Below are 23,741 nucleotides of genomic sequence, written 5' to 3'. Positions count from 1 at the left end.
AGCCGCGAGTCTCACCGCAAAGGTGGGATGAACACAACCCGCACCTGCAGAAGACCCGGACCGCGAGTCTCACCACAAACACGCAATGAAAACGACCCGCACCTGCAGAAGACGCGGACCGCGAGTCTCACCGCAAACACGGAATGAAAACGACCCGCGCTTGCCCGACCAGACAGGCGCAATGCCTGGGCAGAAACGACAACGGTCCCCGCAGGAACCGTTCATGACTCAACCGACAGAGACCAGCTCGGCCTCACCGGGGTAATGGCCCTGCTCGGGGGCTATGCCGGGCGGATAGAGCGCCAGCAGCTCGGCCACCTTGTTGCGGCTGCCACCGTTGCGGCTGATGGTGCGCTTGACCAGGATCTCGTCCAGCCGGGCCCCGCGGTAGAGTTCCCGGGTCAGCTCGATGTCGTGGTTGCTGATGAGCACGGGCACCCCCTTGTGGGCGGCGGTATGACGGGCCAGCCTGGCCAGCAGGGCCTGATCGTCCAGGGTGAAACCGCCGGCCGAGTAGGTGGTGAAACTCGCCGTGGTGGAGAGCGGCGCATAGGGGGGATCGCAGTAGATCACCCAGTCCTCCTCCGCCCTGGCCATGGCATCGGCATAACTCTCGCAGATGAAGGTGGCCTTCTGGGCCTTCTCGGCGAAGGCCCACAGCTCTTTCTCCGGGAAATAGGGCTTCTTGTACGAGCCGAACGGCACGTTGAAGCCGCCCTTCTTGTTGTAGCGGCACAGGCCGTTGAACCCGTGGCGATTCAGAAACAGGAACAGCTGAGCCCGTTCGAACCCGGCTTCGGTCTGGTTGAACTGGGTGCGCAGCCGATAATAGGCGGTCTTGTGGTTGTGCTCGGCCACAAACAGCTTGCGCGCCTCGCGGATAAAGTTGTCCGGCTGCCGCTTGAGGTGATTGTAGAGACCGATCAGATCCGGATTGATGTCGTTGAGCACATAGGCATCGTAATCCGTGTTGAGAAACACCGAGCCCGCTCCGACGAAGGGCTCCAGCAACACACGCCCGGCCGGCAAGCGCTCGGCAATCTCTTCGACCAGGGAGTATTTTCCCCCGGCCCATTTTAAAAACGCGCGTGTTTTTTTCATGGAAGTCCGGTGTTAAGAAGGCAATGCCCAAAAAAGGGGGACGATTCTACCCCCTTCCCCGGGCGACTGGCTATTGCTTCAATTCTTTTTGTATCTGGGCAAACGACTTGGGCCAGGGTTGTCCCTTGAGCAAGGCGGGAGAGAGCTTGCGGATCGCCGCCTTGGCCTGGGTGCTGTTGGCATGGTCGCCCTGCACCACCACGTACCAGGGGCTGCCACGGAAGCGGGTCTTGTAGACCCAGACCTTGCCCGCCAGCCCATGCTCGGCCACGAAGCTGTCGACCGCTTGGGTGTTGCTCGCCCCCATCAGCTGGACGCTGTAGTGGTTCCTCGCCTTCTTGTTGAGGGTCGCCACCGGCGTCAGGGCCACCTTGGGTGCCAGCGCCGCGGCGGGCGCAGTCGCGGCAGGAGTGGGCGTCGCCTTGGCAACGGGCGCCGTGCTCTGTGCCTGTGCCGCCGCCCCGGTCGGAGCAGCACGGGAACTACCTCCGACCAGCTCGTCCACCACCGCCGTCGGCAGGGCACCGCTGACGTTGGGCTGTGTCATCAGTTTCTCAACCACTTCGTCGGAGATGACGACTCGGCGCCCCTCGTAATTGCTCGACTCCGTGGTGACCGTCTCGCTCTCGACCTTCTTGGGCAAGGTCTTGGCATCGGGTTGCCAATCCCGGGCGACCTGGTTGCCTGAGACGCTGGCATCGGCGCCACTGTTCGCCTGGCTCCCCTGGGCCCCGCTCGCCGCGCCGACGCTCAGCGGATCGGTCGCGACGGGGTCGGGCAACGCCATCCCCTGGGTCGAGGTCTGGGGTTGCTCCTTGCCCGCCTCCTCGAACAGGGGGAGATAGCTCAGGGCCAGCAAACCGGCGGCCGCCAGGGCCAGCACGGTCGCAATCTTCTTGACGGGCAACTCGGCCTGACGTTTCTTGGGCCTTCTGTCGGTCATGACATCCTCCAATGACTGCATGATGGCGGACGGGTGTCCCCCCGCCCCCTTCAGGATCTCTTCCACTTTCGGCTTGGGCAAGAGGGCCGCTGGGATCTTCAGCTCCTTGGCCTTCTCATACAGGAAGATCCGTTGCTCAGGCGCGCTCAGTGGCGCGACTTCCAGCTCGAGCGCGGGCATGGCACGCCCCTTGAGGGCACTCTTCTGATCGCGACACCAGACGTCACTGCCCGAGAGCAGGATGGCCAGTTTATGGGGAGAGGCCAGGGTATCGTTGTGGCGACAGAGCGCCCACAGCTCCCCCACCAGTTCGGCGGGCAGGGTGTCGGCGCGCTCGATCATGAGCAGCAGGGTGGAAGGTTTGCCCTCCAGCATGCGGAAGAAGCTGTCGGCCAGCGCATCCTGTGCATTGAACAGGGGGCGCGCCACCACCTGCTGAAGCAACAACTGGCGCACGTCCGCCATCTTCATGGCCGGGCTGCCGATGAGGCTCACCACCCGAACCGAGTCAGGCAGTTGGGCAAGCAGGGATTCACACAGGGTGCCACGGCCGCTGCCGGGCTTGCCTGAGAGAAAAATAAAGGGGTGATTGAACTCAATCAGATGCAGCAGCCGGTCAACCAGCTGCCGCTGGGAAGGCAATTTCAGCAATTTGTTATTGGTCACGACCAGACTCGATCACCGCCATCAACTGCGCATCCGTCACATCGGCCACTACCTGGGCCTGTCCGATCCCGATCGGCAACACCAGCCGCAGCTTGCCTTCCAACACCTTCTTGTCACGGCGCATATGGCGAATGAAGGCGGCAAAATCCATCTCGGGCGGCGCCAGCACCGGCAGGTCCGCCGCCAGCAGCAGATCGCGGACTCGTGCAACCTCTTGCGCCGTCATGTCGCCACGGGCCAGGGCTGTCTCGGCCGCCAGCATCATGCCCGCCGCCACCGCCTCCCCATGGAGCCAGTTGCCATAGCCCTTCTCGGCCTCGATGGCATGGCCGAAGGTGTGACCCAGGTTCAGCAGGGCGCGCACACCATGCTCGGTCTCGTCCTGACCGACCACGTCGGCCTTGATTTCGCAGCAACGGCGAATGGCATAAGAAAGGGCATCGGCGTCAAGGCGTTGCAGCCGCGCCATGTTGACTTCGAGCCAGGAGAAGAAGGCCGCATCCCAGATGATGCCGTACTTGATCACCTCGGCCATGCCAGCGGCAAATTCCCGCGCAGGCAGGGTCTTGAGGCAATCGGTGTCGATGATCACATGCTTGGGCTGATAGAAGGCGCCCACCATGTTTTTGCCAAGAGGGTGGTTGACGGCGGTCTTGCCGCCGACGGAGGAGTCAACCTGGGAGAGCAGTGTGGTAGGCACCTGAATGAACGGAATGCCTCGTTGATAGCTTGCCGCAGCAAAGCCGACAACGTCGCCTATCACGCCGCCCCCCAGGGCGATGAGGGTGGTGTCACGACCATGACTGGTTTCCAGCAGAGCAGACATGATCCGCTCGAAGGTAGCCAGGGTCTTGTAGGCCTCGCCATCCGGCAGGATCAGGTGTTCAACCTGAAAACCGGGCAGCAACTGAATGATCTGCTCAAGATACAAGGGGGCGACGACGGTGTTGGTCACTATCATGACCCGCTTGCCCTTGATCGTCTGTGCCAGCACCTCGGGGCGTTGCAACAGACCAGCAGCTATCTCAATCGGGTAGCTGCGCTCACCCAGTTCGACCTTCAACCTTTCCATGGACGTCCTCTATTGATTACATGCCAATCAACTTAACGATTTGATTAGCTACAACTTTTGCACTTTGATCATCCGTCTGGATGACAAAGTCAGCGACTTCTTCATACAGGGCGTTGCGCTCGAGGGCCAGACGCTCCAGCACTTCGCGGGGCGGCTCTTCGGTTTGCAACAAGGGGCGACGCTTGTCTCTCTGGGTACGCGCCAGTTGCTTTTCAATGGTGGTTTCGAGGTAGACCACGATGCCGCGCGCAGAGAGTTTGTTGCGGGTTTCACGGCTCTTGATGGCGCCGCCGCCCGTTGCCAGCACGATACCCTGCTGCTCGGCGAGTTCACCGATCACCTTCTCTTCGCGGATCCGGAAACCCTCTTCGCCTTCAACATCGAACACCCAGCCGATATCGGCACCACTGCGGCGCTCAATCTCATGATCTGAGTCGAAAAACTCCATGTGCAGTTGTTCTGCCAGATGTCTACCTATGGTGCTCTTGCCCGCACCCATGGGACCTATCAGGAAAATATTGCGTTTCTCAGCCATGTCTTTTCGTTAGTAATTACAAACTGTATGGCCCCGGTAACTACTCGACCGGGGTACCTATGAACCTTATCTTGCGATGGATCAGGAGGGGGATTATCTCAATAGAAACCAGGACTGGCAACCGCAGCCCTTACGCCCCAGCCTCATCGGGGCGTAAGGTTATATGTGTTTTACCCTCACATGTAAAGTTTTCAGAGGGCGTCGGTGACTATCCTCGGGGTCACGAAGATCAGCAGTTCACGCTTCTTGTTCTCGCTGGTGGTTTTCTTGAACAGGTAACCGAGACCGGGAATGTCCCCCAGCAGCGGCACCTTGCTGACGTCGCTCTTGATGGTCTGCTGATAGATGCCGCCCAGCACCAGGGTCTCGCCGTTGTTGACCAGCACCTGGGTGGTGATGGACTGGGCGTTGATGGAGACCGCATCCCCGGTACCGGTCGGGACGGTTTCCCCCTTGGTATCCTGGGTCACGGTCAAATCCAGGATGACCCTGTTGTCCGGGGTGATCTGTGGCGTGACCTTGAGACTCAGCACCGCCTTCTTGAAGGTGACCGAGGTCGCCCCGCTGGACGAGGACTCCACATAGGGGATCTCTGTCCCCTGCTCGATCAGGGCCGGCTTCTGGTTCGCCGTGGTGACGCGAGGACTCGCGATGATCTCGGCCTTGCTCTCCTTCTCCAGCGCCGACAGTTCAAGGTCGAGCAGAGTGCCATTGGCCAGACGGGCAACCTGGAAGGCCAGGGTGCCAGCGGCGTTGGTCACCGGCAGGTTGACGTTCAGCCTGTCTTCTATGCCGGGGCGCGTGATGGTGGAGCTGCCGTCATTATTACCGGCGCCATCATTGCCCTCTATGGTGCCCGAGGTGCCGTTGCCATGACCATCCGTCTTGGTCACCCCCCAACGCACCCCCAGAGCCTCGTCGAAGCCGTCGTCTATGGTCACCATGCGTGCCTCGATCACCACCTGCTTGACCGGGATATCGAGGATATCCAGCATCCGCTTGACGTTGCCGATGACATCCGCCGTATCCTTGACCACCAGCACGTTGGTGCGCTCATCCACGCTCACCGCCCCTCTGGGAGAGAGCAGCTTGGTACTCTCGGAGGAGAGCAGGGCCGCCACTTCGGATGCCTTGGCATAGTTGATCTGCAGATACTCAGTATAGAGCGGCGCGAGATCGGCCACCTGGTTGCGGCTCTCCAACTGCTGTTTCTCTCGTGCGGCAATCTCGTCCGCCGGAGCCACCAGCAGGATATTGTTGTCCAGTCGCTTGTCGAGCCCTCTGACCTTGAGGATGATGTCGAGCGCCTGCTCCCAGGGCACGCCATCGAGGCGCAGGGTAATGTTGCCGGAGACGGAATCCGTGGTCACCAGGTTGAGGTTATTGAAGTCGGCGATGATCTGCAGCACGGTTCGAACAGGAATATCCTGGAAGTTCAGCGAGATTGGCTTGCCCTGATATTGTTTCGCTGTCGTGGTGGCGACCCGCTTTTTCACCTCTATGATGAACATCTTGTCGGCCTGGTCGTAGCGATAATCAAACTGGCCGTTGACCGAGAGCTCAAACAGGGTGTCATTGCCCTGGCGGAACACCTCCACCTGGGAGACCGGGGTCGCAAAATCCTGCACATTGATAAGATTTAGCTGATCATCCGGGATCCGGGTACCGTGGAACTTGGCAAGCACCTTCTGGCCACGACTGCTCACATCCACCGCCGCCGAGCTGTTGTCCAGAGTCACGAGAAACTCCCCCTGCCCCTCCTTGCCACGGCGAAAATCCACCCCCTTGACCGAGTTGAAATAAGCACCGCCTGCATTCGCCTGCGAGACGGACAGCACGGGCTTGCTGGCCGCAGCGGGGGTGGGAGCCGCCACGGGAGAGGAGACAGCCGCGGGCTGGTACTGAGACTGGTTCTGGGCAACCCGCTGGGTATCAATCAGTGCAGACTGGGTCACAGGCTGACTCCTGACAAGGGCCGACGGACTGGCAGCAGGAGAGCTCGTCGTCGCAGCCACCGGCTGGCCGGCCTTCTCTCCCAATGACACCAGCAATTTGTTGCCCTGTTGATGGACCAGATAGGGGGTCAGTTGATCGAGCGCTATCTTGATATCCAGCCCCTCTCCCTTGCCCTCCACCTTGAGGTTGTCCACCCCCTGCTGCTTGATGGGCAGCGGATTGACCGTCAGCGCCCCTATGGCGCCTGGCACGTGCAGCAGGAGCTGATTGGGCTCATACGACAGTCTGTCGGTAAATCCGCTCACTGGCTCGCTGAAGCTCAGCTCCAGCAGGAGTTGATCGGCCAGCAGCGGATTCACCTTGACCTCCTGCAACGCCGGCACCGCCCACACCTGAGTGCATACGCCCAGCCACAGCAGCGCCACACCCCTCATCCTTCTTATTGTTCTCATCTCTGCTCATCCCTGATCATAGTTTTGCGTCGAGATTGGCCATGGCCAGCTGAGTTTCTCGGGTGACCCAGCATCCTTTGCCATCCGGTACCGTTTCCATCAAGTCAACATGAGTATTCGTTATCTTGATGACTCTCCCCTGATCCAGTCCCATGTACTGATTGAGCCCCACACGCACGGCTTGCCCGTCCGGGGTCCTGATCAGTGCCCACAACTGTCCCTGCTTGCCGATGGACCCCTTCATGCTCAGACTGGCCAGCGAGTAACGCTCCAGCACCTCCTTCTCCCGACTGGCCACTATCTGGGCGCAGTCCGGCTTGGTCTTGGCATCCACCCTGGAGCTGGTCTCCGGTTGTGGTTCAATGAAGGGACTGCGCTGATCGCTGTGCTGATAGGCCATGGGGGAGAATGGTTTTATCTCCGGCAAGGGCTCGATCGGGGTGGGTTTCCTCGCCTTGGTTTGTTGTACGTACTCGTCCATGTCCTCCTGCCCGCCACAGGCCGTCAACAACAGCACCGGCAAGAGGAGTCCGATCACTCTCATGCTCATGGCTTCTGCTCCAGGGTTTTACCGTTGTACTTGTAGGTCTTGGCCTGCATGGACATGCCTATCAACTCGTCCTGACCCGGTCCTTGATTGAGCTGAAACGACTCCAGGATCACGATCCGCGGCAACGCGGCCATGTCTGCCGTGAACTTGCCGAGCTCGTGATAGGTGCCCACCACCTCGATGCGCATGGGCAGCTCGGTCGAGAACTCGTGTTTGACCTCTGCCTCCCAGTTGATCCTGTTCAATTTGAGCCCGTTATCGGTGGCAATGAAGCTGATGTCATCCAGCAGCCCCGCCACTTCATGGGTGTTGGGCAACTGCTTGAGCTGGGTATCCACCAGATGCTCCAGTTGTACCATCTGCTTCCTGTACGCCTCCAGGTTGGCGGCCAGCATGGCCTTGCTCTCGAATTGGGCCTTCAGCTCCTGCTCTTTAGCGGCTTCCTGACGCAAGGCCGTCAGGGAGTTGGCAATCACATAGTAGTAAATGGCGCCGCCCAGCAGGGCGCAGCAAAACAGGATGAAGATCCCCTTGGCGACTTTCGGCCAGCGCGCGATGTCATTGAGATCCAGGTCATTGAGCTGTTGCAGGTTCATTTTTGCCCCTTAGTCGCGACCGGAGCGACGCCAGCAATCTGGAACATCATGGAGAACTGGCTGAGGGCCACGGGCGCCACGTCTGCCGAGAAGATGGTGCTGAGCTGAGACTGCCCCAACCAGCCAGACCCATCGATGCGCCTCATCATGCTGGCAACCCGGCCATAGGCTTCTGCCTTGCCGTTGACATCGATTCTGTTGGCCTGCAAGGCCAGGGTATTGAGATAGACCCCATTGGGCACCAGCACGGGTAGCTGGTTGAACAGGCGTACCGGTATGTTGCGCCTTGTCTGCAACTGCTCGATAAGCTGCATCCGATCGATCAGCTCCTTGCGGCGCTCCTTGAGCAGCCGGATCTCGCCGAGCTGGGTATCGAGCGTGGCCATCTCCTGCTGCAGACGCTGGTTGCGCTGCTGCTGAGACCCGATCTGCTGCTGCACCAACCAGTCGACGGCAAAGGCAAGAGAGGCGGTGGCCGCCAGAAAAAGGCCGATCATGATGCCAAACTGCTTCTTCTGGCGCTGGGCCCTGGCCAGCCGCCAGGGCAGGAGGTTTATATTTGACATGGTGTGAAGCTCCGCAGTGCCAGACCGAATGCCGCCATGTATTTGGCTCCATGGATGAGGCCGCCTTCCCCCTTCGGCTTGCCAAACAAGGCGAAGGGGTCGGGATGCAGCACTTCACAGTTGAGCTCGCTGCCTATCTGCCCGACTAGACCAGGCAGCAGGCTGCCCCCTCCCGTCAGCACCAGTTTTGACAGCTCCTTGTTGCCAGACGAGCTGCAAAATAGCTGCACATTGCGCTTTACCTGCAACACCAGGGTGCTGAGATGAGGCAACAACACATCCACCTCATGGTCGGCAGGCAAGCGACCCTGTACCTTGGCAAGCTCCGCCTCGTCCAGGCTCATGCTGTAAAAAGAGGCCAGGGCCTGGCTGTATTGATCGCCACCGAAATTCTGCAGGCGGGAGTAGACGACCTCCCCCCTGAGCAGGGCGGCAAAGGTCATGGCACTGGCGCCTATGTCGACGATACCGACCGGCTTGTCCCAGGTCTTCAGCTCGGGAAGACAGGCCAGCACGGCACGCCCCAGCGCATGGGCCCCCACGTCCACCACCATGGTCTTCATGCCGGCTTCCATCAGCGCACTGACCCGGCCGTTGACGCTCTCGGTACGCGCCGCGCTCAGCAGCACCTCCTGGCGGCTCTCGTCGGCCGTCAGACCGAGGATCTCGAAATCCAGGCTGACCTCATCGAGGGGGAAGGGAATGAGCTGTTCTGCCTCCAGGTGAACCTGGTTCTCCAGCTCGTTCTCGTTGATGTTGGCATCAACCTGAATGACCTTGGTGATGACATTGGAGCCCGTCACGGCCGTGGCCACGAGCTGACAGTCCCCTTGAATGAGCCGCTTGAGCGACTTGAGGGACTGGCTGACCCGTTCAATGTCCTGCAGTTGATAATCGACCAGGGTGCCCTTGGGCATGGTTATCTCGGCAACCGATTCGAGATGCACCTTGCCAGGACGTCCGCTGAGGGTGACGGCCTTGATGGTTTGACTGCCAAAATCAATGCCCGCCAAGGAGAGGAGGGATCCCTTACTTAGTAGCCCAAACATATACACATCCATGCGTTATTGGGTTTTAGGACTTATTGTAGGACAGCGCATCACGACGTGATGACTTAACTCAATATAATGCTCTATCTATCAATGTCATAAAGTTTATGTCAAAAGTTGACGCTCCTCTCCTTTCGGCCTTGAATGCGGCCCCCTTGGTAATTGCGTCCTGGAATGCTACCCTCCCGCCTCTTCTCGAGGTCGATGTCCCCGGACAGGAAAACCTCGAATCCGCGAGGGTAAAAAGGCTATACTCTGCGCCCGTTGGCTAATTTTAAGACGATTGGTAGTTCTTCCATGCTGAAATGGCTCGTTCGCCTGTTTATTGTCATGATGCTGGGTGCAGTGCTGGGTGTTGCCAGCCTCATCGGCATCTACTTCTACATCAAGCCCCAGTTGCCGGATGTGAGCGCCCTGCGCGATGTCAAACTGGCCACCCCGATGAAGGTGTACAGCCGGGATGGGGAGTTGATCTCCCAATTTGGCGAAATTCGTCGTATCCCGTTGCGGCTGGATGAAATTCCCCAGTCCATGATAGATGCCGTGCTTGCCACCGAAGATGCTCGCTTCTATGAGCACCCGGGCATAGATCCCATCGGCATCATCCGGGCCGCCACCGTCTGGGCCGTCTCCGGCCAGGCCCGCCAGGGCGCCAGTACCATCACCCAGCAGGTTGCGCGCAACTTCTTCCTGAGCAACGAGAAGACCCTGGTGCGCAAGATAAAGGAAGTCTTCCTGGCCTGGCGCATCGAGCAGAATCTCTCCAAGGATGAGATCCTCACCCTTTATCTCAACAAGATCCCCCTGGGTTACCGGGCATTCGGGGTCGGCGCCGCCGCCCAGGTCTACTTTGGCAAAGACGTCAAGGATCTGACCCTGGACGAGATCGCCATCATCGCCGGGTTGCCGAAAGCTCCCTCCATGCTGAACCCCATACGCTCGCCTGAGCGTGCCTTTGCGCGCCGCAACGTGGTGCTGGGTCGCATGCTGGAGACCGGCAAGATCACCCAGGCCCAGTTTGACGAGGCCTCCAAGATGCCGGTCAAGGCCCGTTACCACGGTGCCGAAACGACTCTCAACGCCCCTTACCTCAGCGAGATGGTGCGCCAGAAGATGGTGGAGCAGTTTGGCGAAGATGCCTACACCATGGGGCTGCACGTCTACACCACTGTCACCGCCAAGCGCCAGCGTGCCGCCCACCAGGCGCTGCTGGACGGCGTCTTCGACTATGACACCCGCCACGGCTATCGCGGCCCGACCGCCCTGCTGTGGAAGGCCGGGGAAACGGCCTGGGACTACGACCAGATCATGGCCCACCTGGCCAAGCAACCGACCTACCAGCCGCTGATGGCCGCCGTGGTCACCAAGATCGGTGACAAGAGCGCCACTCTGGTGCTGAAGAATGGCAAGCAGGCCGAACTCGGCTGGAACGGCATCAAGTGGGCCCGAACCTTCATCACCGACGATCGCCAGACCTATCCACCTAAATCGGCACGGGACGTGCTGAAGGTCGGCGCCCAGATCTGGGTGCGGGAGAAAGGGGAAGAGCTGCTGCTCTCCCAGATCCCTGACGTCAACGCCGCCCTGGTCGCCATGAACCCGCAGGACGGTGCCATCGAGGCCCTGGTCGGCGGCTTCAGCTTCGAGATCTCCAAGTTCAACCGGGTCGATCAGGCTCGCCGCCAGGTCGGCTCCAACATCAAGCCCTTCCTCTATGCCACCGCGCTGGAGCAGGGCTATACCCTGGCGTCCCTCATCAACGATGCCCCGATCAACCAGTGGGATCCCGCCAAGGGCCCCATGTGGCAGCCCAAGAACTCGCCGGCCATCTATGAGGGCCCGACCACCTTGCGCCTTGGCCTCGCCAAGTCCAAGAACGTGATGTCGGTCCGGCTGATGCGCGCCATCGGGCTGGATACCTATATCGATGGCCTGACCCGCTTCGGCTTCGCCCGCGAGCACATCTCGGCCAACGAATCCCTGGCCCTGGGGGCCGCCGAGTTCACCCCGCTGGAAGTGGTGCGCGGTTACTCGGTGCTGGCCAATGGCGGCTTCCAGGTGACGCCTTACTTCATCACCGAAGTGACCGACAGCTTTGGCACCCCCCTGTATCAGGCCAATCCGGCCGCCGCCTGCCGCGACTGCGGTGTGCTGGCCGCCGCCGGGCTCGACAGCGCCGATGCCTACACCAATACCGTCCCTGACTGGAAGGCCCAGTGTCCGATTGACCCTGTCGTGCCCAACAACATGGCGCCCCAGACCATCAGTGCCCAGAGCGCCTTCCTGATCACCGATACCCTGACCACCGCCATCTGGGGTGGCAATGGCTGGCGTGGTACCGGCTGGCGCGCGGCCCGTGACCTCAAGCGTCACGACATCTCGGGCAAGACGGGGACCACCAACGAATCGAGGGATGCCTGGTTCTCCGGTTACACCCCGAATCTGGTGGCCACCTCCTGGATAGGTTTTGACAACCACCAGCGCGGTCTCGGCCGAGCCGAATTCGGGGGCGGCGCCGCCCAGCCCATCTGGATCGACTTCATGAAGACGGCTCTGCAGCAAGTGCCCGAGCGCAAGATGCCGGTTCCCGAAGGGATCATGCAGGTACGCATCGATCGGGAGACGGGTCTGCTGACCAACCGCACCGATGGCGCCAGCATGGAGGAGTTCTTCAAGGAAGGGACTGAACCGACCCGCTATGCGAGCCAGCTCTCCGATGGCAATCAGGTCTACGGCGGCGATGGCTCCAGCAGCGATGGCCCCGTCTCCACCGACGACATCTTCTAAGCTGCCCGTTGAGGCAAAAAAAACCGGCGCCCTGGCGCCGGTTTTTTTATCTGCCCTCAGCCGAGCAGCCCCTTCATCAGGGCCGAGATGCGGGAGGCCAGTTCATTGAAACAGGGGCGACGCACCGAGTAGTGGCGATAGAGCAGGGAGATGGTGCGCCCCGGCACCGGGTCTATCACCGGACGATAGCTGACGCCTCCCTCCTCGGCGTTGGCGGGCACCGCCAGCCTGGGCACCAGCGTCATGCCGCTGCCGGCCGCCACCATGTTGCGCAGGGTCTCGAGACTGGTGCCCTTGAAGCGCTGATCCTCGCCGATGCCGGCGGCAAAACAGAAGCCCATCGCCTGATCCCGCAGGCAGTGACCGTCGGCCAGCATCAGCAACTTCTTGCCCTTGAGATTGCCAAGCGGCACCGCCCTGGCACTGGCTTCAGGATGATGCTGGGGCACCGCCAGCCACATGGGCTCCTGATAGAGAGGGATGGAACCAAAACCGTCCATGCCCTCCAGCTCGGCGAGCACCAGGCAATCCAGCTCCCCCTCCTCCAGCCGCTTGAGCAGCACCTGGGTCTGCTCTTCGTAGAGATAGAACTCCAGCTTGGGGAAGTGTTCCCGCAGATCCTGAATGATGTGGGGCAAGAGATAGGGACCCACGGTGGGAATGAAGCCGATGTGGATCTCGCCGGACATGGGCTCGGCGAAGTGCTGGCCTATGCTCTTGAGCTCGCGCACCTCTTTGAGCACCTTGCGGGCCTGCCGGGCCATGGCATCGCCGGCCGGGGTAAACAACACCTTGCGGGAGGTGCGCTCGATCAGGATCACCCCCAGCTCATCTTCCAGCTTGCGCAGCTGGCCGCTCAGGGTCGGCTGGCTGACGAAGCAGCGCTCCGCCGCCTTGCGAAAATGTTTCTCCTCTTCCAGCGCTACCAGGTACTCGAGATCGCGAAGGTTCATAGGTACTGCATCCTGCCAATCAAAGAGGCCGTTAGCATGCCCAAGAACGGGGCGGGGGACAAGGGAAGCCCGAAACGGGGAGCGCTCTCCCCTGCCCCGCTCACCCGACATGCCCATTGCCGTGACCCTGAGGGCCGGTGCGGCAAACCCGGGCATGGCCCGGATCAGGCCGCCATCAGGGCGGCGAGATGGCTCGCGAAGGCTTGCGGCTCCCCCAAGAACGAGGAGACGGGCAGCGGGATGAGGCTTCCCCCCCGCATCAGCCCGAGGGTCGGGAACCCCTGCCCGCCGAGCCGACGCAGCCAGCCCTGGCTTTGGGCCAGATGCCCGGCGAGATCCACCTGACCAAAGGCCAGGGCGAACGCCTCCGGCGCGATCCCCTGCTCCTGCGCCAGCCGCGCAAGATGGGCCTGGTCGCCGACCCACTGACCGTCAAGGTAATGGGACTGCTGAATACGATGCAGCAGGCTCAAACCATCACCACCCAGCTCGGTGACCGCCAGTATGGCCCGGATGGGGGGCTCTGAGTCGAGCAAGAGGCCGTCCCTGAGCAGGAGCTCGTTGAAGTAGCGCTCACCGAAAGGCTGGCCGGTCAGGGCCTGGATCCGCTCGTCATGGGGGCGGACATGGTCCCGCAGGGCCTGGCCCATGGGCTGGCGGCGCGGGCCCAGCCAGAGGCCGCCCGCATGCAGCGCGATCTGCAAATCCGGGATCCCAGCTGCGGCCTCGAGCAGGGGGGCGGCACCATAGCACCAGCCACAGAGGGGGTCATAGACATAGTGCAGTGTGATGTCGTTCATCTGAGTGATCCTCGGCAGTTGATCAAAAAACCGGGCAATCAATGCCCGGCAAAAAACACAGGGAAAGGGACTCAGGCCATTACCACTTCATCTCGCCCATGTTGACCTTGGCACCTATGGCCAGGCCATCGTCCACCGGCAGGGACGGGAACGCCTTCTTCAGGCCGTCGATCAGCTGATCGCTGTTCTTGGCGGAGGCCAACGCCTGCTCGAAGCGCTGGACGTAGTCACGGGTAAAGGTAACGGCGGCAGTGCCTTTGGGCGCGGTGCCCAGGAAGTGGCCCGGTACCACGCGCTCGGGTTTCAAGGCCAGCAGGTTGTCCAGCGCCTTGACCCAGTTGCTGCGGGCCGCCTTGGTCTGGCTGTCCGCCATCCAGACATGCACCCCGCTGTATACCGGCACGCCGCCAAACGCCGTCTTGATGGAGGGAGCCCAGAGGTAGGCATTCGGGGTGTTCATCTCCTTGATTTCAATCTTCTCGCCATCCAGGGTCAGGTGGGAGGCCGTCATCACCTGCGGCACGGTCAGACTCTTCGGTGCGCCCTCGCCCAGGATCGGGCTCCAGTAGCTCAGCTTGGCATCCTTGGTCTGGTTGATATGGTCAACCACATGCTGGTCGGCCAGCACTTTGACATCCGGGAACGCCGCCATGACGGGCTCCAGACCGAAGTAGAAGTCGGGGTCACCGGCACTGATATAAACAGTGGTCAGCTTCTTGCCGCTCTGCTTGATCATATCGACCAGCGCCTGGCCATTTTGCACGTCGAACTGGGCATCGATCAGGATCGCCTCCTTGTCACCGGTCACCAGTGAGGAAGAGACCGGGAAGATCGCCTTCTCGCCAGGGTTGTAGACGGTCACATTCAGGGGAGCGGCCAGCGCGGCGCCACTCAACAGGGTGGTAGCCAGAGTCAGGTTGCGGACCAGGGTGTTGTTCATCATCTATTCCTCATTAAGTATTCGGGGTTCATGTGATGGACACAGTGTATTGGATCGCCTAAGGTGCAAATACAGCATAAAAAGCGCATCACTGTTGCGCATATCGATCATATAGAGGCACTGAGCATGGACCGACTGACCGCATTGCGGGTCTTCGTCTGCGTGGTCGAACAGGGCAGCCTGAGCGGCGCCGGAGAGAAACTGGAGATGTCCCGCGCCATGGTCTCGCGCTATCTGGCCGAGCTGGAGCGCTGGATGGGGGCCAGACTGCTGCACCGCACCACCCGTCGGCTGAGCCTGACCGGGCCGGGGGAGGAGGCACTGAACCGGGCCAGGGCCATGCTGGCGCTGGGGGAAGAGATGGAGCATCTGGCCATCCGAAGTGACGAGGCCCCCAAGGGGCAACTGCGCATCACCAGCAGCTACTCTCTCTCGGAAGCCCTGCTGGTCAAGGCGGCGGACGACTACCTGGCTCGCTACCCCGGTACGGCCATCGACATCCTGCTGCTGGACAGAACCGTCAACCTGGTGGAGGAGCGGATCGATCTCGCGGTGCGCATCACCAACGATCTGGATCCCAACCTGGTGGCGCGCCGCCTCGGCACCTGCCACTCCGTCGTCTGCGCCAGCCCCGCCTATCTGGCCCGCCATGCACCTTTGCAGCAGGTGCAGGATCTGGCCCTGCACAACTGCCTCACCTACACCTATTTCGGCAAGAGCCTGTGGGAATTTCAGGGACCCGGGGGCCCGGAGTCCGTGCCGGTGAGCGGCAACCTCAGCGCCAACATCTCCAACCTGCTGCTGGCGGCGACCCTGGATGGAGCGGGGATCAGCCTGCAGCCACGCTACTCGGTGCAGGCCCACCTGGAGAGCGGCGCCCTGGTGCCTCTGCTGACCCAGTGGCAGCCCAAGCAGCTGGGCGTCTATGCCGTCTATGGCACCCGCAAGCAGATGTCCCCCCTGCTGCGCAGCTTCCTCGACTTCCTGATCGCGCACATGGCGGACGATCCCCTGTGGCAGGCCAGCTGAGGGCCCATGAAAAAGGGGCCTTTCGGCCCCTGTCATCCTGTGTCGGCTTATGCCTCGAAGCCAAACGCCTTGACCGGCGACTCGCCGTCGTCGGCAGCCTCCTCGTCCACATAGATGTCGCGATAGGCGGCGTAGATGGAGTAGTTGATGGCCGGCAACACCACCAGCAGACCCACCAGCATCAAAAGCGCGCCAAAGAAAATCAGCACTGCTCCCAGCAGCCCCCACCAGAGGAAGGGCCACATGTTGCACAGACAGCCCTTGAAGCTGAGCCTGGCCGCCTGCCAGGCCCCCACGCCGTGGAAGAAGATGAGGGCGGGAGCGAAGGTGATGGCCATCAGCACGGGCACCAGCAAGGCCAGCCCCAGCAACAGGCAGAGCAGGAACCCCTGCGCCTGTTCGGGCGTCAGGGTCAGGGTCTCCGGATCCTGGGAGAGCAGGCCGGTCAGGCCCCACTGATGCAGCATGAAGGCACAGATGAGCAGTATCCCCATGAACAGGGCGAGCACCATCAGTCCCCCCAGCATCAGCGGGGTCAGCCGGTGACGAAAACCGGCGAAGACGTCGGCGAACTGCAGGGGGTGGCCCTCATGACCCCGGCGGGCCACCGCCACCCAGCCGGCGCCCCACACCATGTAGAGCAGCTGGGAGATGAAGCCCCCTGCCGGCAGCTGTTCCAGCAACATGCCCACCAGGAACCAGATCACTATCATGGCCACGCTGGCGCCCATGCCCCTGTTGAAGATGTCGAACCCGGTGCGGATCCAGATCCAGCCCTGCCCTATGGTGTGGCGTCTGGGTTCGCGGCGCAGGGCGCTGTCACTGTTCATCATTGACCTCGTCGAAAATAGGGGCAGATAACCCTGTCATCAGGGCACGCTCACCGTGACCATGATGGTGCCCGTGTAAGCACCGGTGCGCACCACCTGACCCGGCAACCGGGTCGGATACAGCCTCACCTGATATTGGGTGTTGTGGCTGGCCGCCGAGTAGGGTACCGCGATGGCAGTATCAAATGGAATAGGGGTCAGCGTATCCTGCTCGACCATGCCCACCCCGACCCCGGCCAGGCTGGTGGTGATGAAGCGATTCTGGCTGCTGAGCGCCCCCCCGAAGCTGTACTGCAGCGGCACCAGATAGTCACTCGGGATCTGGCTGCAGGTCACGCTCACATTGACGCTGCGCGGGGCATAGCCCCTGGGGATCTCCCCTTCGACGAAGGCACTCTGCGCCACTGCGCCGAGATCGATGGGAATGCTGGTGCCGGCGGGGAACTGGCAGGTCGGCGTCGAGGTGACGCTGATGTTCATCGCCAGGGTGCTGAAGGCATTGGCCGGGCTGGTGTCCGGTGCACTGGCGCGGCGTGCGAAGAGGTGGGCGACGGTGCCGCTGAAGGTCTGGGTACCCGTGACCCCCTTGAGCAGCTTCAGGGTATAGCGGCCGCCGTTCACGTTGATCCCCCCCAGCAGGGAGACATTCAGCAACCCGCCGACACAGGCACTGAGCAGCCCAGTGCTGGTGGTAGTGAAGGGAACTGCCTGGTATCCCCCTGCCGCATTGAACTCGACCTTGAGGCCGAAATAGGGGTTGAGCTTGATGAGAGTCCCCAGAGGATCGGAGACGGTGGGCAGGCTGGTGGTGCCCTGGTAATAGACGGTCACAAACAGCCCCACCGAGATGCCGGTGCAATCACAGGTGGCCGTGCCCGTGGTCGAGAAGGAGGTAGGAGCGTTGGTCCCCCCGGGCTGATAGAGACCGCTATCGGCGGTGATGGCGCCGGTCGCCACGAAGGGACTGGTGCACTGACCATTGACGGCCCGAGCTTCGCCCGCCCACAAGCTCCCCAGCAACAGCAGCGCCGCCACCAGCAGCAAGGAAGGCAGGCCCAGGTTTCCGACGCCGTCACTCATCCCGCTCTCCTCCATGCCTGCCCAGGACAAATTCCTGCTCATGATAATTGCCATCGTCATCGATCCAGCGCAGCCGCCCGCGGGCCCCCGCCGGCACGGCACCCGCCATGGGAAGCGACAGGGAACCATAAGGCAGCAGCACCCCGCCCTCGCGCCAGGCGAGGTGCGGTGTGCGCAGCAGCACCTCGCTCAGGCTGATGTGAAAGGGGCCAGGATTGCTGACCCTAAGTCCGCCCTCCGCCAGCCCCTGCCAGCCAAGCCGGCTCACCGCCTCGGCCGGGGAGCCCACCAGGCCGGACGGCCGGTAGAACAGCTTGATGCGGGTGCGATACGCCAGCTGCACGCTCCCCTGCGAGGCCTGCGCCTTGGGGGGCAGTCCGAGGACATTGAGCCAGAACAGAGACTCCCTGTCCCGGGGAAGCCCGCTCAGATCCGCCCCCAGGATGCGCAGCACCTGCCCCTTCTGCGACCCCAGCCGCATCATGGGCGGCACCACCAGAAAGGGGGTCGAGACATCGGCCGGTCCCTGCTGCTCATTGCCACCATCGACCCAGGCCTGCAGCAGGCTGGGCTCGCTGCCGTCGTTGCGCACCATCAGGCTGGCCTCAGAGCCCCCCTCATAGATCACCCGGGTACGCATCAGGTTCAGGGCGGCCTCGCTGCTTGAGCACCACAGCAGGGAGCCCAACGCCAGCCATGACAGCATGGCGTATCCTTCCAGGGCCCGGCGCCAGCCATGGCAATCAAGGGGGTATCTCATGAACTTGCTCCCGAAGCGAGGCAGCGGGCGGCGACCTGCTGATAGGGCACGGCAGGATCCGGCCGAGGGACCCGATAATCGAGCCGGCACCGTTCATCCCCCTCCTTGCCCCACTGGACATGGAGGGTCCCCTGCTCGCCACGCACGAAGATGAGCCCCCCCTGACCGACCACGGCCACGGCATCGCCGCGGCCATCGACCACCTCGGCCCCAAAGGGCGGCGCACTGCCATCCTGACGCACGGCCTTGAGCAGCAAGGGCTGGCCGACATGGGTCTCGTATGCCAGCTTGACGATGGCCCCCCGGCGCGGGGCGACCATCTGGGCGCTGCCATCTATCTCCACATCCAGCGGCAAGGCGCTGGGATCCAGGCCTATGATGTTGGTACGATAGGGGTTGAGCCCGGCCAGCACGGCATAGCCATCCCCGTCCACCTCGCTGCCGATCCCGTGGCTGACCCTGGCACCCTGGGCGCCCTTGGCTTCCACCAGCGCCATCGTCTCTCCTTGCGTCTGTCCCAACACCCAACCCTCCTCATGGACCAGCAGGGTTCCCTTGGCCGAGGCCACGTACTGGGCGTAACCCTCCCCCTGGCTGGTACTCAACCCCAGCTGGGTGGCCGCCGTCTGATACTGCAGGTTGGCGCCATAGCTCAGGGCCGAGCTGCCACTCACCCGACTCTGATTGCCATAGACACCGTAATAGAAGCGCCCGTCCCGGGTCCCTCCGTTGAGATCCAGTCTGGCGCTGGCGCCCTGTCCCTCCTGATAGGAGAGGGTGCTGCCAAGACGCGGCGATCCCAGCTTGTCCCCGATGGGGATGCTGAGGCTCAGCACGTATTGATCCCCCACCCCCTCCTCCAGGGAGTGGCTGGCCGACAGGGTCAGGCTGCCCCAGTCAAACCCCCGGTTGTAGCCGAGCTGGAAGCTGCTGCTCTCCCCCTGGCCCCCCCAGTAGTCGCGGCGAATGCCGTTGAAGTAGAGATCCCCCCACTCCCCCACCGGCTGGTTGATGTTGAGCTGGAAGCGATTGCGCTCCCGCTGCAACCGGTCCAGCGCCTGGACCTGTATCGCCGCCACGTCGTTGAGGTCGAGATAACCTTCGCTGGAGAAACGATAGGCGGCCAGGGTGAAGTAGGTCTGGGTCCTCTCCATCTGCTTGCTGTAGGTGAGGCGATAGCTCTGACCGGCGAGGGAATCGGGCACGTTCGCGCTGGCGGGCAACGCCCGCGCCCAGGAGCCGGTCACATCCAGGGCCAGGGCGCCGTAGTCCGAGCCCATGGCCGCGCCCCCCAGCAGGGCACCGTAATCCTCGGCGGCTATGGTTCCGCCATACAGGGTCAGGGCATCCGAGAAGCCGCGCCTGTAGGTGCCTTGCAGAAAATCCGGACCATCGGGGCCCGCATCATTGCGATAGCGTCCCAGGGTCAGGCTGAAGCGGGAGGTGTCGTCTCGCAACATCTGCACCACGGAGGAGAACGGCAGGGTGAAGCTGCGCTCGCTGCCATCCGCCTCCGTGATGGTCACGTCCAGATCACCGGCAAAGCTGGTGGCGTAGAGATCGTCGATGGCAAAGGCGCCGGGGGTGACCTGGGCCTCATAGATGAGGGCGCTGCCCTGCCGTATGGTGACCCTGGCATTGCTCTGGGCCACCCCGCGCACCACGGGGGCAAAACCCCGCTCGAAATCCGGCAGCATGGCGTCGTCGCTGGCGAGCTGCACGCCGGTGAAGGGCACGCTGTCGAAGCTGTCGCCCGGGGTGAAGTACTCCCCCAGGGTCAGCTGGGCTTTGCGGGAGGTGACATCCCGCTGCGCATAGCTGTTGAGGGGCTGATAGCCGCCCCCCTGATTGCCCTGCCAGGAGCCGTTGTGGCGCAGGCGCCAGGCGCCGAGGTTGATGCCGGTGTTGAGGTTGACGCTGCTGCTCAATGGCTCCCCTGTGTTCCCCTGCTCGCTGTAATAGAGGTTGGCGTTATAGCCGACGAAGGCCGCATTGATCCCCTGCACCCACTGCTCAGGCCCCACATAGTCCCGCCTGACCTGACCGAGATAAGCCTGGGGCAAGCTGAGTGCCCCGCTCAGACTGGCCAGATCGAAGGTGAAGCTGGCGCCGGGCACCAGGGCCCCCACCTCGATGCAGTCGCTCCGAAGTTGCTGCTGCACCGCCCCCTGGTCGGGCAGCTTGTCGACCAAGAGCCCCCACTGGGTCAGCTGATCCGGATGAAAGCAGAACAGGGGCGTCCCGGGATCCTCTCCCGCTCTCACCTCCACCTGCTGGCTTATCCTCTCCTTGCCATTGATGGTGATGTCGAGCTGGTAGCGCCCAGGGGGGATGAAGTCGGCACGGGAGAAGCGGGCCAGGTCGATGTTGACCCCCAGGCTGTCGAGCAGGCGGCTGTCAAACTCGATGTCAGCGGGTGGGCTGACCGCTTGTCCGGCCAGCTCGTCCCCCATGGCAAGGGCGCCCCAGAGCAACAGGGAGAGACCGCAGGCGGCGTGCCAGAGGACGGTGGCATGAAGGCAGCAAGAGAGGGGCATTCTGGCTGTCACGGCAAACCTCCCCCTCAGCGCCGGCCTGTGCACCGGGAGCGCCGACCCCAGGGTCCCGCTCCGGCATTTTCCAGGGTCAATTGAAGACGAATTGGCCCACCTCGCGGGCACCATAGTCGTTGAGCCAATAGAAGGTCACGGCCTTGGCATGGACGACCCCGGACAGCGGCTCAAGGGGGAAATCGAAGCTGCCCCCCGGCGCCACCATGCCGCCACTCAAATTGCTGTAGCGCTGCGACGACGCCGTCGCCTGCAGCTCCAGATTGCTGATGCTGACGTGATAGAGGCTGGGGTTGCTGGCACGCAGTGCGTAACCGTCCCCCTGCCGGATCAGGCGCCAGCTCAACTGCTTGGCGGAGCGCTCGACATTGCCAGGCAGCCCGGAAGGCCGGTAGAACATCTTGATCCGTGAGCGGAAGGCGAGCTGCACCAGATTCTGACCCGCCTGGGTCGACTTCACGCTCGGCGGCACCTCCAGCACGTTCAGCCAGAACACCGACTCCCGATCCTGGGGCAGCCCCTGCCCCACGTAGGCCAGGCGCAGGGACTGGCCACGCTGGGCCTCGATGCGGGTGATGGGAGGGGTTACCAGGAAGGGGAGTGCCTCGGCGCCGGGCCGGATGCGGCGATCGCCTGCATCTATCCACACCTGTACCAGCGAGGGGGTGCTCCCCTTGTTGGTCAGCTCCAGGGTGACTTCACGGGCATTGGCCGGGTAGATGACCCGGGTGCCCGAGATCTGGACATGGCCCCAGGCCAGCCAGGGCAGGAGCAGCACGCACCAGAGCATGAGCATCAGCCCCGCCCTGCGGGGCCGATGGATGAGAAGCGCTTTCATGGCAGAGCGCTCAGTGGTAGTCCAGGGAGTAGATGAGATCCGCCGAGACCAGGCCGGCACCGACGGCACCTGTGGCTATGTACTGGGCGCTGTAGTAGAGGGTTGCCCCCCCGGTGGCACTGAAGTTGACCAGCACGTTGTTGCCTGTGTTGGTCCTCAGATCGATGGGGGTGCTGTTGGCCGAGAGGATCTGCACCTCGACATTCTGGGCCGGGTTCTTGCCGCCCGAGGCGACGGCCTTGTTGCTGAGGTTGCCCGTGGTCTGCTCCACCCCGATGTTTTCGAAGTAGGCCCGCACCGACCCCGTGGTCGGGCAGCTGGTGAGGGCGAGGTTAAAGCCTGTCGCCCCCGCGGTCTGGCCTATGCTGCCGAGCGCATTGGTGCTGACGGTCGGCAGGGTCACGGTCGCCGACGCCGTACCGCCATTGACCGCGATGGCACAGGTCCCGGCGGTCACCTCGCCATTGATGGTAATGACCCCGTTGAAGGCGGCAACGGGTGCCGACATCCCCATGGTGAGTCCGAGTATCAAGAGAGCCTTCGTCTTCATCACAACCTCCACCTGTCCCTGGATGTCGCTGGCGACTGCTTTTCTCCTGCCAGTGCCTTGCTGCCTGCCGCCATAGGTGCCATTCAAAGACACCTTTAGTGACACATTAGTAAATAGCACAGAGTTCTCACTCCTGCCCTATTCCAGGCAAACCCTGACGCACCCCATGGCCCGAGGTGACGGACAGCCGGGCAAGAATGTGGCATCATTTTCCCCCTTTTTATCTCACCGCCTTGTTCGATGGAGCCACCATGCGCCGCCTGTTTTTCCTCGTTCTGCTGCTCGGCAGCGCCTCCCTTCATGCCGAACCCGGCTTCATCAGCCGATTGCTCAACCACCCGGTGCCGGGGGGCGTGGCCGTGGTGCCGCTGGGGGATGGGCCCAAGGCGCCTGCCGCGCGCTATCAGGACAAACCGGTCCTGGTGGTGCGAGAAGAGGGGCGGCACTGGATTGCCATCGTCGGCATTCCGCTCAAGAGTCAGGCGGGCCCCCATCAGCTGCAGGTGAGCGATGGCCGCACCCTGGGCTTCACGGTCGGCAACAAGCACTATCGGGAGCAGCACATCAAGCTGAAGAACACCCGCCAGGTCAATCCGCTGGCCGAGGACATGGCCCGCATCAACCGTGAGCTGGCCGAGCAGAACAAGGCTTACCAGACCTTCAGCCCGGCCCAGCCGAGCAACCTGCTGTTCGACAAACCGGTCAACGGCCCCCTCTCCAGCCCGTTCGGGCTGCGCCGTTTCTTCAACGGCGAGGAGCGCAACCCCCACTCCGGCCTCGACTTCGCGGTCGGCGCCGGTACCCCCATCAAGGCACCGGCCGCCGGCAAGGTGATCCTCATCGGCAACTACTTCTTCAATGGCAATACGGTGTTCGTCGATCACGGCCAGGGGCTCATCAGCATGTTCTGCCACATGTCCAAGGTGGACGTGAAGCTGGGCCAGAGCCTGCCCCGCGGCGGCATCGTCGGCCGGGTCGGTGCCACCGGTCGCGCCACGGGTCCCCACATGCACTGGAACGTCAGCCTCAACGATGCCCGCGTCGACCCCGCCATCTTCATCGGCGCCTTCAAGCCCTGATCCGGGCAGCACGAAACGACAAAGGCAGCCCGGGCTGCCTTTGTCGTTCATGGATAGGGG

Annotated in this window: 21 protein-coding genes; 3 read left to right on the top strand and 18 right to left on the bottom strand. The window is 62.5% G+C overall.

Features of this window, described 5'->3' with window-relative positions:
• Positions 1-228: 228 nt before the first annotated feature.
• The 9 genes from ACWPWQ_RS13940 to tapM form a co-directional block, all read right to left on the bottom strand.
• The gene (locus tag ACWPWQ_RS13940) at positions 229-1,101 is read right to left on the bottom strand and encodes a Dam family site-specific DNA-(adenine-N6)-methyltransferase (RefSeq protein WP_247625767.1); all 873 of its coding nucleotides are present in this window, start codon (positions 1,099-1,101) and stop codon (positions 229-231) included.
• A 70-nt stretch (positions 1,102-1,171) separates the two neighbouring features.
• On the bottom strand, positions 1,172-2,710 hold the full coding sequence (locus ACWPWQ_RS13935) for an AAA family ATPase (RefSeq protein WP_454010059.1): 1,539 nt from the start codon (positions 2,708-2,710) through the stop codon (positions 1,172-1,174).
• The gene (aroB, locus tag ACWPWQ_RS13930) at positions 2,700-3,782 is read right to left on the bottom strand and encodes a 3-dehydroquinate synthase (RefSeq protein WP_202046466.1); all 1,083 of its coding nucleotides are present in this window, start codon (positions 3,780-3,782) and stop codon (positions 2,700-2,702) included. Before aroB ends, ACWPWQ_RS13935 begins: the two co-directional genes overlap by 11 nt.
• A gap of 16 nt (positions 3,783-3,798) precedes the next feature.
• Positions 3,799-4,317: a shikimate kinase AroK gene (gene aroK / locus ACWPWQ_RS13925; protein ID WP_005329951.1), complete on the bottom strand. Its 519-nt coding sequence runs from the start codon at positions 4,315-4,317 to the stop codon at positions 3,799-3,801.
• Between the two features lie 191 nt (positions 4,318-4,508).
• A complete protein-coding gene (locus ACWPWQ_RS13920; RefSeq protein WP_454010099.1) occupies positions 4,509-6,707 on the bottom strand; it encodes a type IV pilus secretin PilQ in 2,199 nt (732 codons plus the stop codon).
• Between the two features lie 34 nt (positions 6,708-6,741).
• Complete coding sequence (locus ACWPWQ_RS13915) at positions 6,742-7,269, bottom strand: pilus assembly protein PilP (RefSeq protein WP_202046674.1); 528 nt, start codon at positions 7,267-7,269, stop codon at positions 6,742-6,744.
• A 2-nt stretch (positions 7,270-7,271) separates the two neighbouring features.
• The gene (gene tapO / locus ACWPWQ_RS13910) at positions 7,272-7,871 is read right to left on the bottom strand and encodes a PilO family type IV pilus biogenesis protein TapO (RefSeq protein ID WP_139435696.1); all 600 of its coding nucleotides are present in this window, start codon (positions 7,869-7,871) and stop codon (positions 7,272-7,274) included.
• The gene (gene tapN / locus ACWPWQ_RS13905) at positions 7,868-8,437 is read right to left on the bottom strand and encodes a PilN family type IV pilus biogenesis protein TapN (RefSeq protein WP_202046468.1); all 570 of its coding nucleotides are present in this window, start codon (positions 8,435-8,437) and stop codon (positions 7,868-7,870) included. Before tapN ends, tapO begins: the two co-directional genes overlap by 4 nt.
• Positions 8,425-9,486 carry a PilM family type IVa pilus assembly protein TapM gene (gene tapM, locus ACWPWQ_RS13900; RefSeq protein WP_404837972.1) on the bottom strand — a complete coding sequence of 354 codons (1,062 nt, stop codon included), beginning with the start codon at positions 9,484-9,486 and terminating at the stop codon, positions 8,425-8,427. The genes tapN and tapM overlap by 13 nt, the downstream gene beginning before the upstream one ends.
• Positions 9,487-9,783: 297 nt before the next feature.
• Between tapM and ACWPWQ_RS13895 the strand changes: the two genes are divergently transcribed.
• The gene (locus ACWPWQ_RS13895; RefSeq protein ID WP_454010058.1) at positions 9,784-12,273 is read left to right on the top strand and encodes a penicillin-binding protein 1A; all 2,490 of its coding nucleotides are present in this window, start codon (positions 9,784-9,786) and stop codon (positions 12,271-12,273) included.
• Between the two features lie 56 nt (positions 12,274-12,329).
• On the opposite strand, the gene oxyR is transcribed toward ACWPWQ_RS13895, so the two are convergent.
• The 3 genes from oxyR to ACWPWQ_RS13880 all read right to left on the bottom strand — a co-directional run bounded on the left by oxyR (position 12,330) and on the right by ACWPWQ_RS13880 (position 14,966).
• Entirely contained in the window at positions 12,330-13,226 is an 897-nt protein-coding gene (gene oxyR / locus ACWPWQ_RS13890; protein ID WP_139435706.1) for a DNA-binding transcriptional regulator OxyR, read from the bottom strand.
• 164 nt (positions 13,227-13,390) lie between these two features.
• Entirely contained in the window at positions 13,391-14,026 is a 636-nt protein-coding gene (locus ACWPWQ_RS13885) for a DsbA family protein (protein WP_454010057.1), read from the bottom strand.
• A 79-nt stretch (positions 14,027-14,105) separates the two neighbouring features.
• Entirely contained in the window at positions 14,106-14,966 is an 861-nt protein-coding gene (locus tag ACWPWQ_RS13880; RefSeq protein ID WP_454010098.1) for a Vmh family MBL fold metallo-hydrolase, read from the bottom strand.
• Positions 14,967-15,092: 126 nt separating this feature from the next.
• Here ACWPWQ_RS13880 and ACWPWQ_RS13875 point away from each other — a divergent pair, with 126 nt between their 5' ends.
• A complete protein-coding gene (locus tag ACWPWQ_RS13875; protein WP_139435713.1) occupies positions 15,093-15,995 on the top strand; it encodes a LysR family transcriptional regulator in 903 nt (300 codons plus the stop codon).
• 47 nt (positions 15,996-16,042) lie between these two features.
• Here ACWPWQ_RS13875 and ACWPWQ_RS13870 read toward each other — a convergent pair whose 3' ends face one another.
• The 6 genes from ACWPWQ_RS13870 to ACWPWQ_RS13845 form a co-directional block, all read right to left on the bottom strand.
• Positions 16,043-16,825: a BPSS1780 family membrane protein gene (locus tag ACWPWQ_RS13870; protein ID WP_454010056.1), complete on the bottom strand. Its 783-nt coding sequence runs from the start codon at positions 16,823-16,825 to the stop codon at positions 16,043-16,045.
• A 39-nt stretch (positions 16,826-16,864) separates the two neighbouring features.
• Positions 16,865-17,905 (bottom strand): fimbrial protein, encoded by a 1,041-nt coding sequence (locus ACWPWQ_RS13865; protein ID WP_454010055.1) that lies wholly within the window; start codon positions 17,903-17,905, stop codon positions 16,865-16,867.
• A complete protein-coding gene (locus ACWPWQ_RS13860; protein ID WP_454010054.1) occupies positions 17,898-18,665 on the bottom strand; it encodes a fimbrial biogenesis chaperone in 768 nt (255 codons plus the stop codon). The genes ACWPWQ_RS13865 and ACWPWQ_RS13860 overlap by 8 nt, the downstream gene beginning before the upstream one ends.
• A complete protein-coding gene (locus ACWPWQ_RS13855) occupies positions 18,662-21,214 on the bottom strand; it encodes a fimbria/pilus outer membrane usher protein (RefSeq protein WP_454010053.1) in 2,553 nt (850 codons plus the stop codon). Before ACWPWQ_RS13855 ends, ACWPWQ_RS13860 begins: the two co-directional genes overlap by 4 nt.
• A 76-nt stretch (positions 21,215-21,290) precedes the next feature.
• The gene (locus tag ACWPWQ_RS13850) at positions 21,291-22,010 is read right to left on the bottom strand and encodes a fimbria/pilus periplasmic chaperone (protein WP_454010052.1); all 720 of its coding nucleotides are present in this window, start codon (positions 22,008-22,010) and stop codon (positions 21,291-21,293) included.
• A 52-nt stretch (positions 22,011-22,062) separates the two neighbouring features.
• The gene (locus ACWPWQ_RS13845) at positions 22,063-22,602 is read right to left on the bottom strand and encodes a fimbrial protein (protein ID WP_025326137.1); all 540 of its coding nucleotides are present in this window, start codon (positions 22,600-22,602) and stop codon (positions 22,063-22,065) included.
• A gap of 251 nt (positions 22,603-22,853) precedes the next feature.
• Between ACWPWQ_RS13845 and ACWPWQ_RS13840 the strand changes: the two genes are divergently transcribed.
• Complete coding sequence (locus ACWPWQ_RS13840; RefSeq protein ID WP_454010051.1) at positions 22,854-23,681, top strand: peptidoglycan DD-metalloendopeptidase family protein; 828 nt, start codon at positions 22,854-22,856, stop codon at positions 23,679-23,681.
• The last annotated feature ends 60 nt before the right edge of the window (positions 23,682-23,741 follow it).

This window comes from Aeromonas sp. Marseille-Q7275 (assembly GCF_965119515.1).
This window is presented reverse-complemented; position numbering and strand designations above follow the sequence as displayed.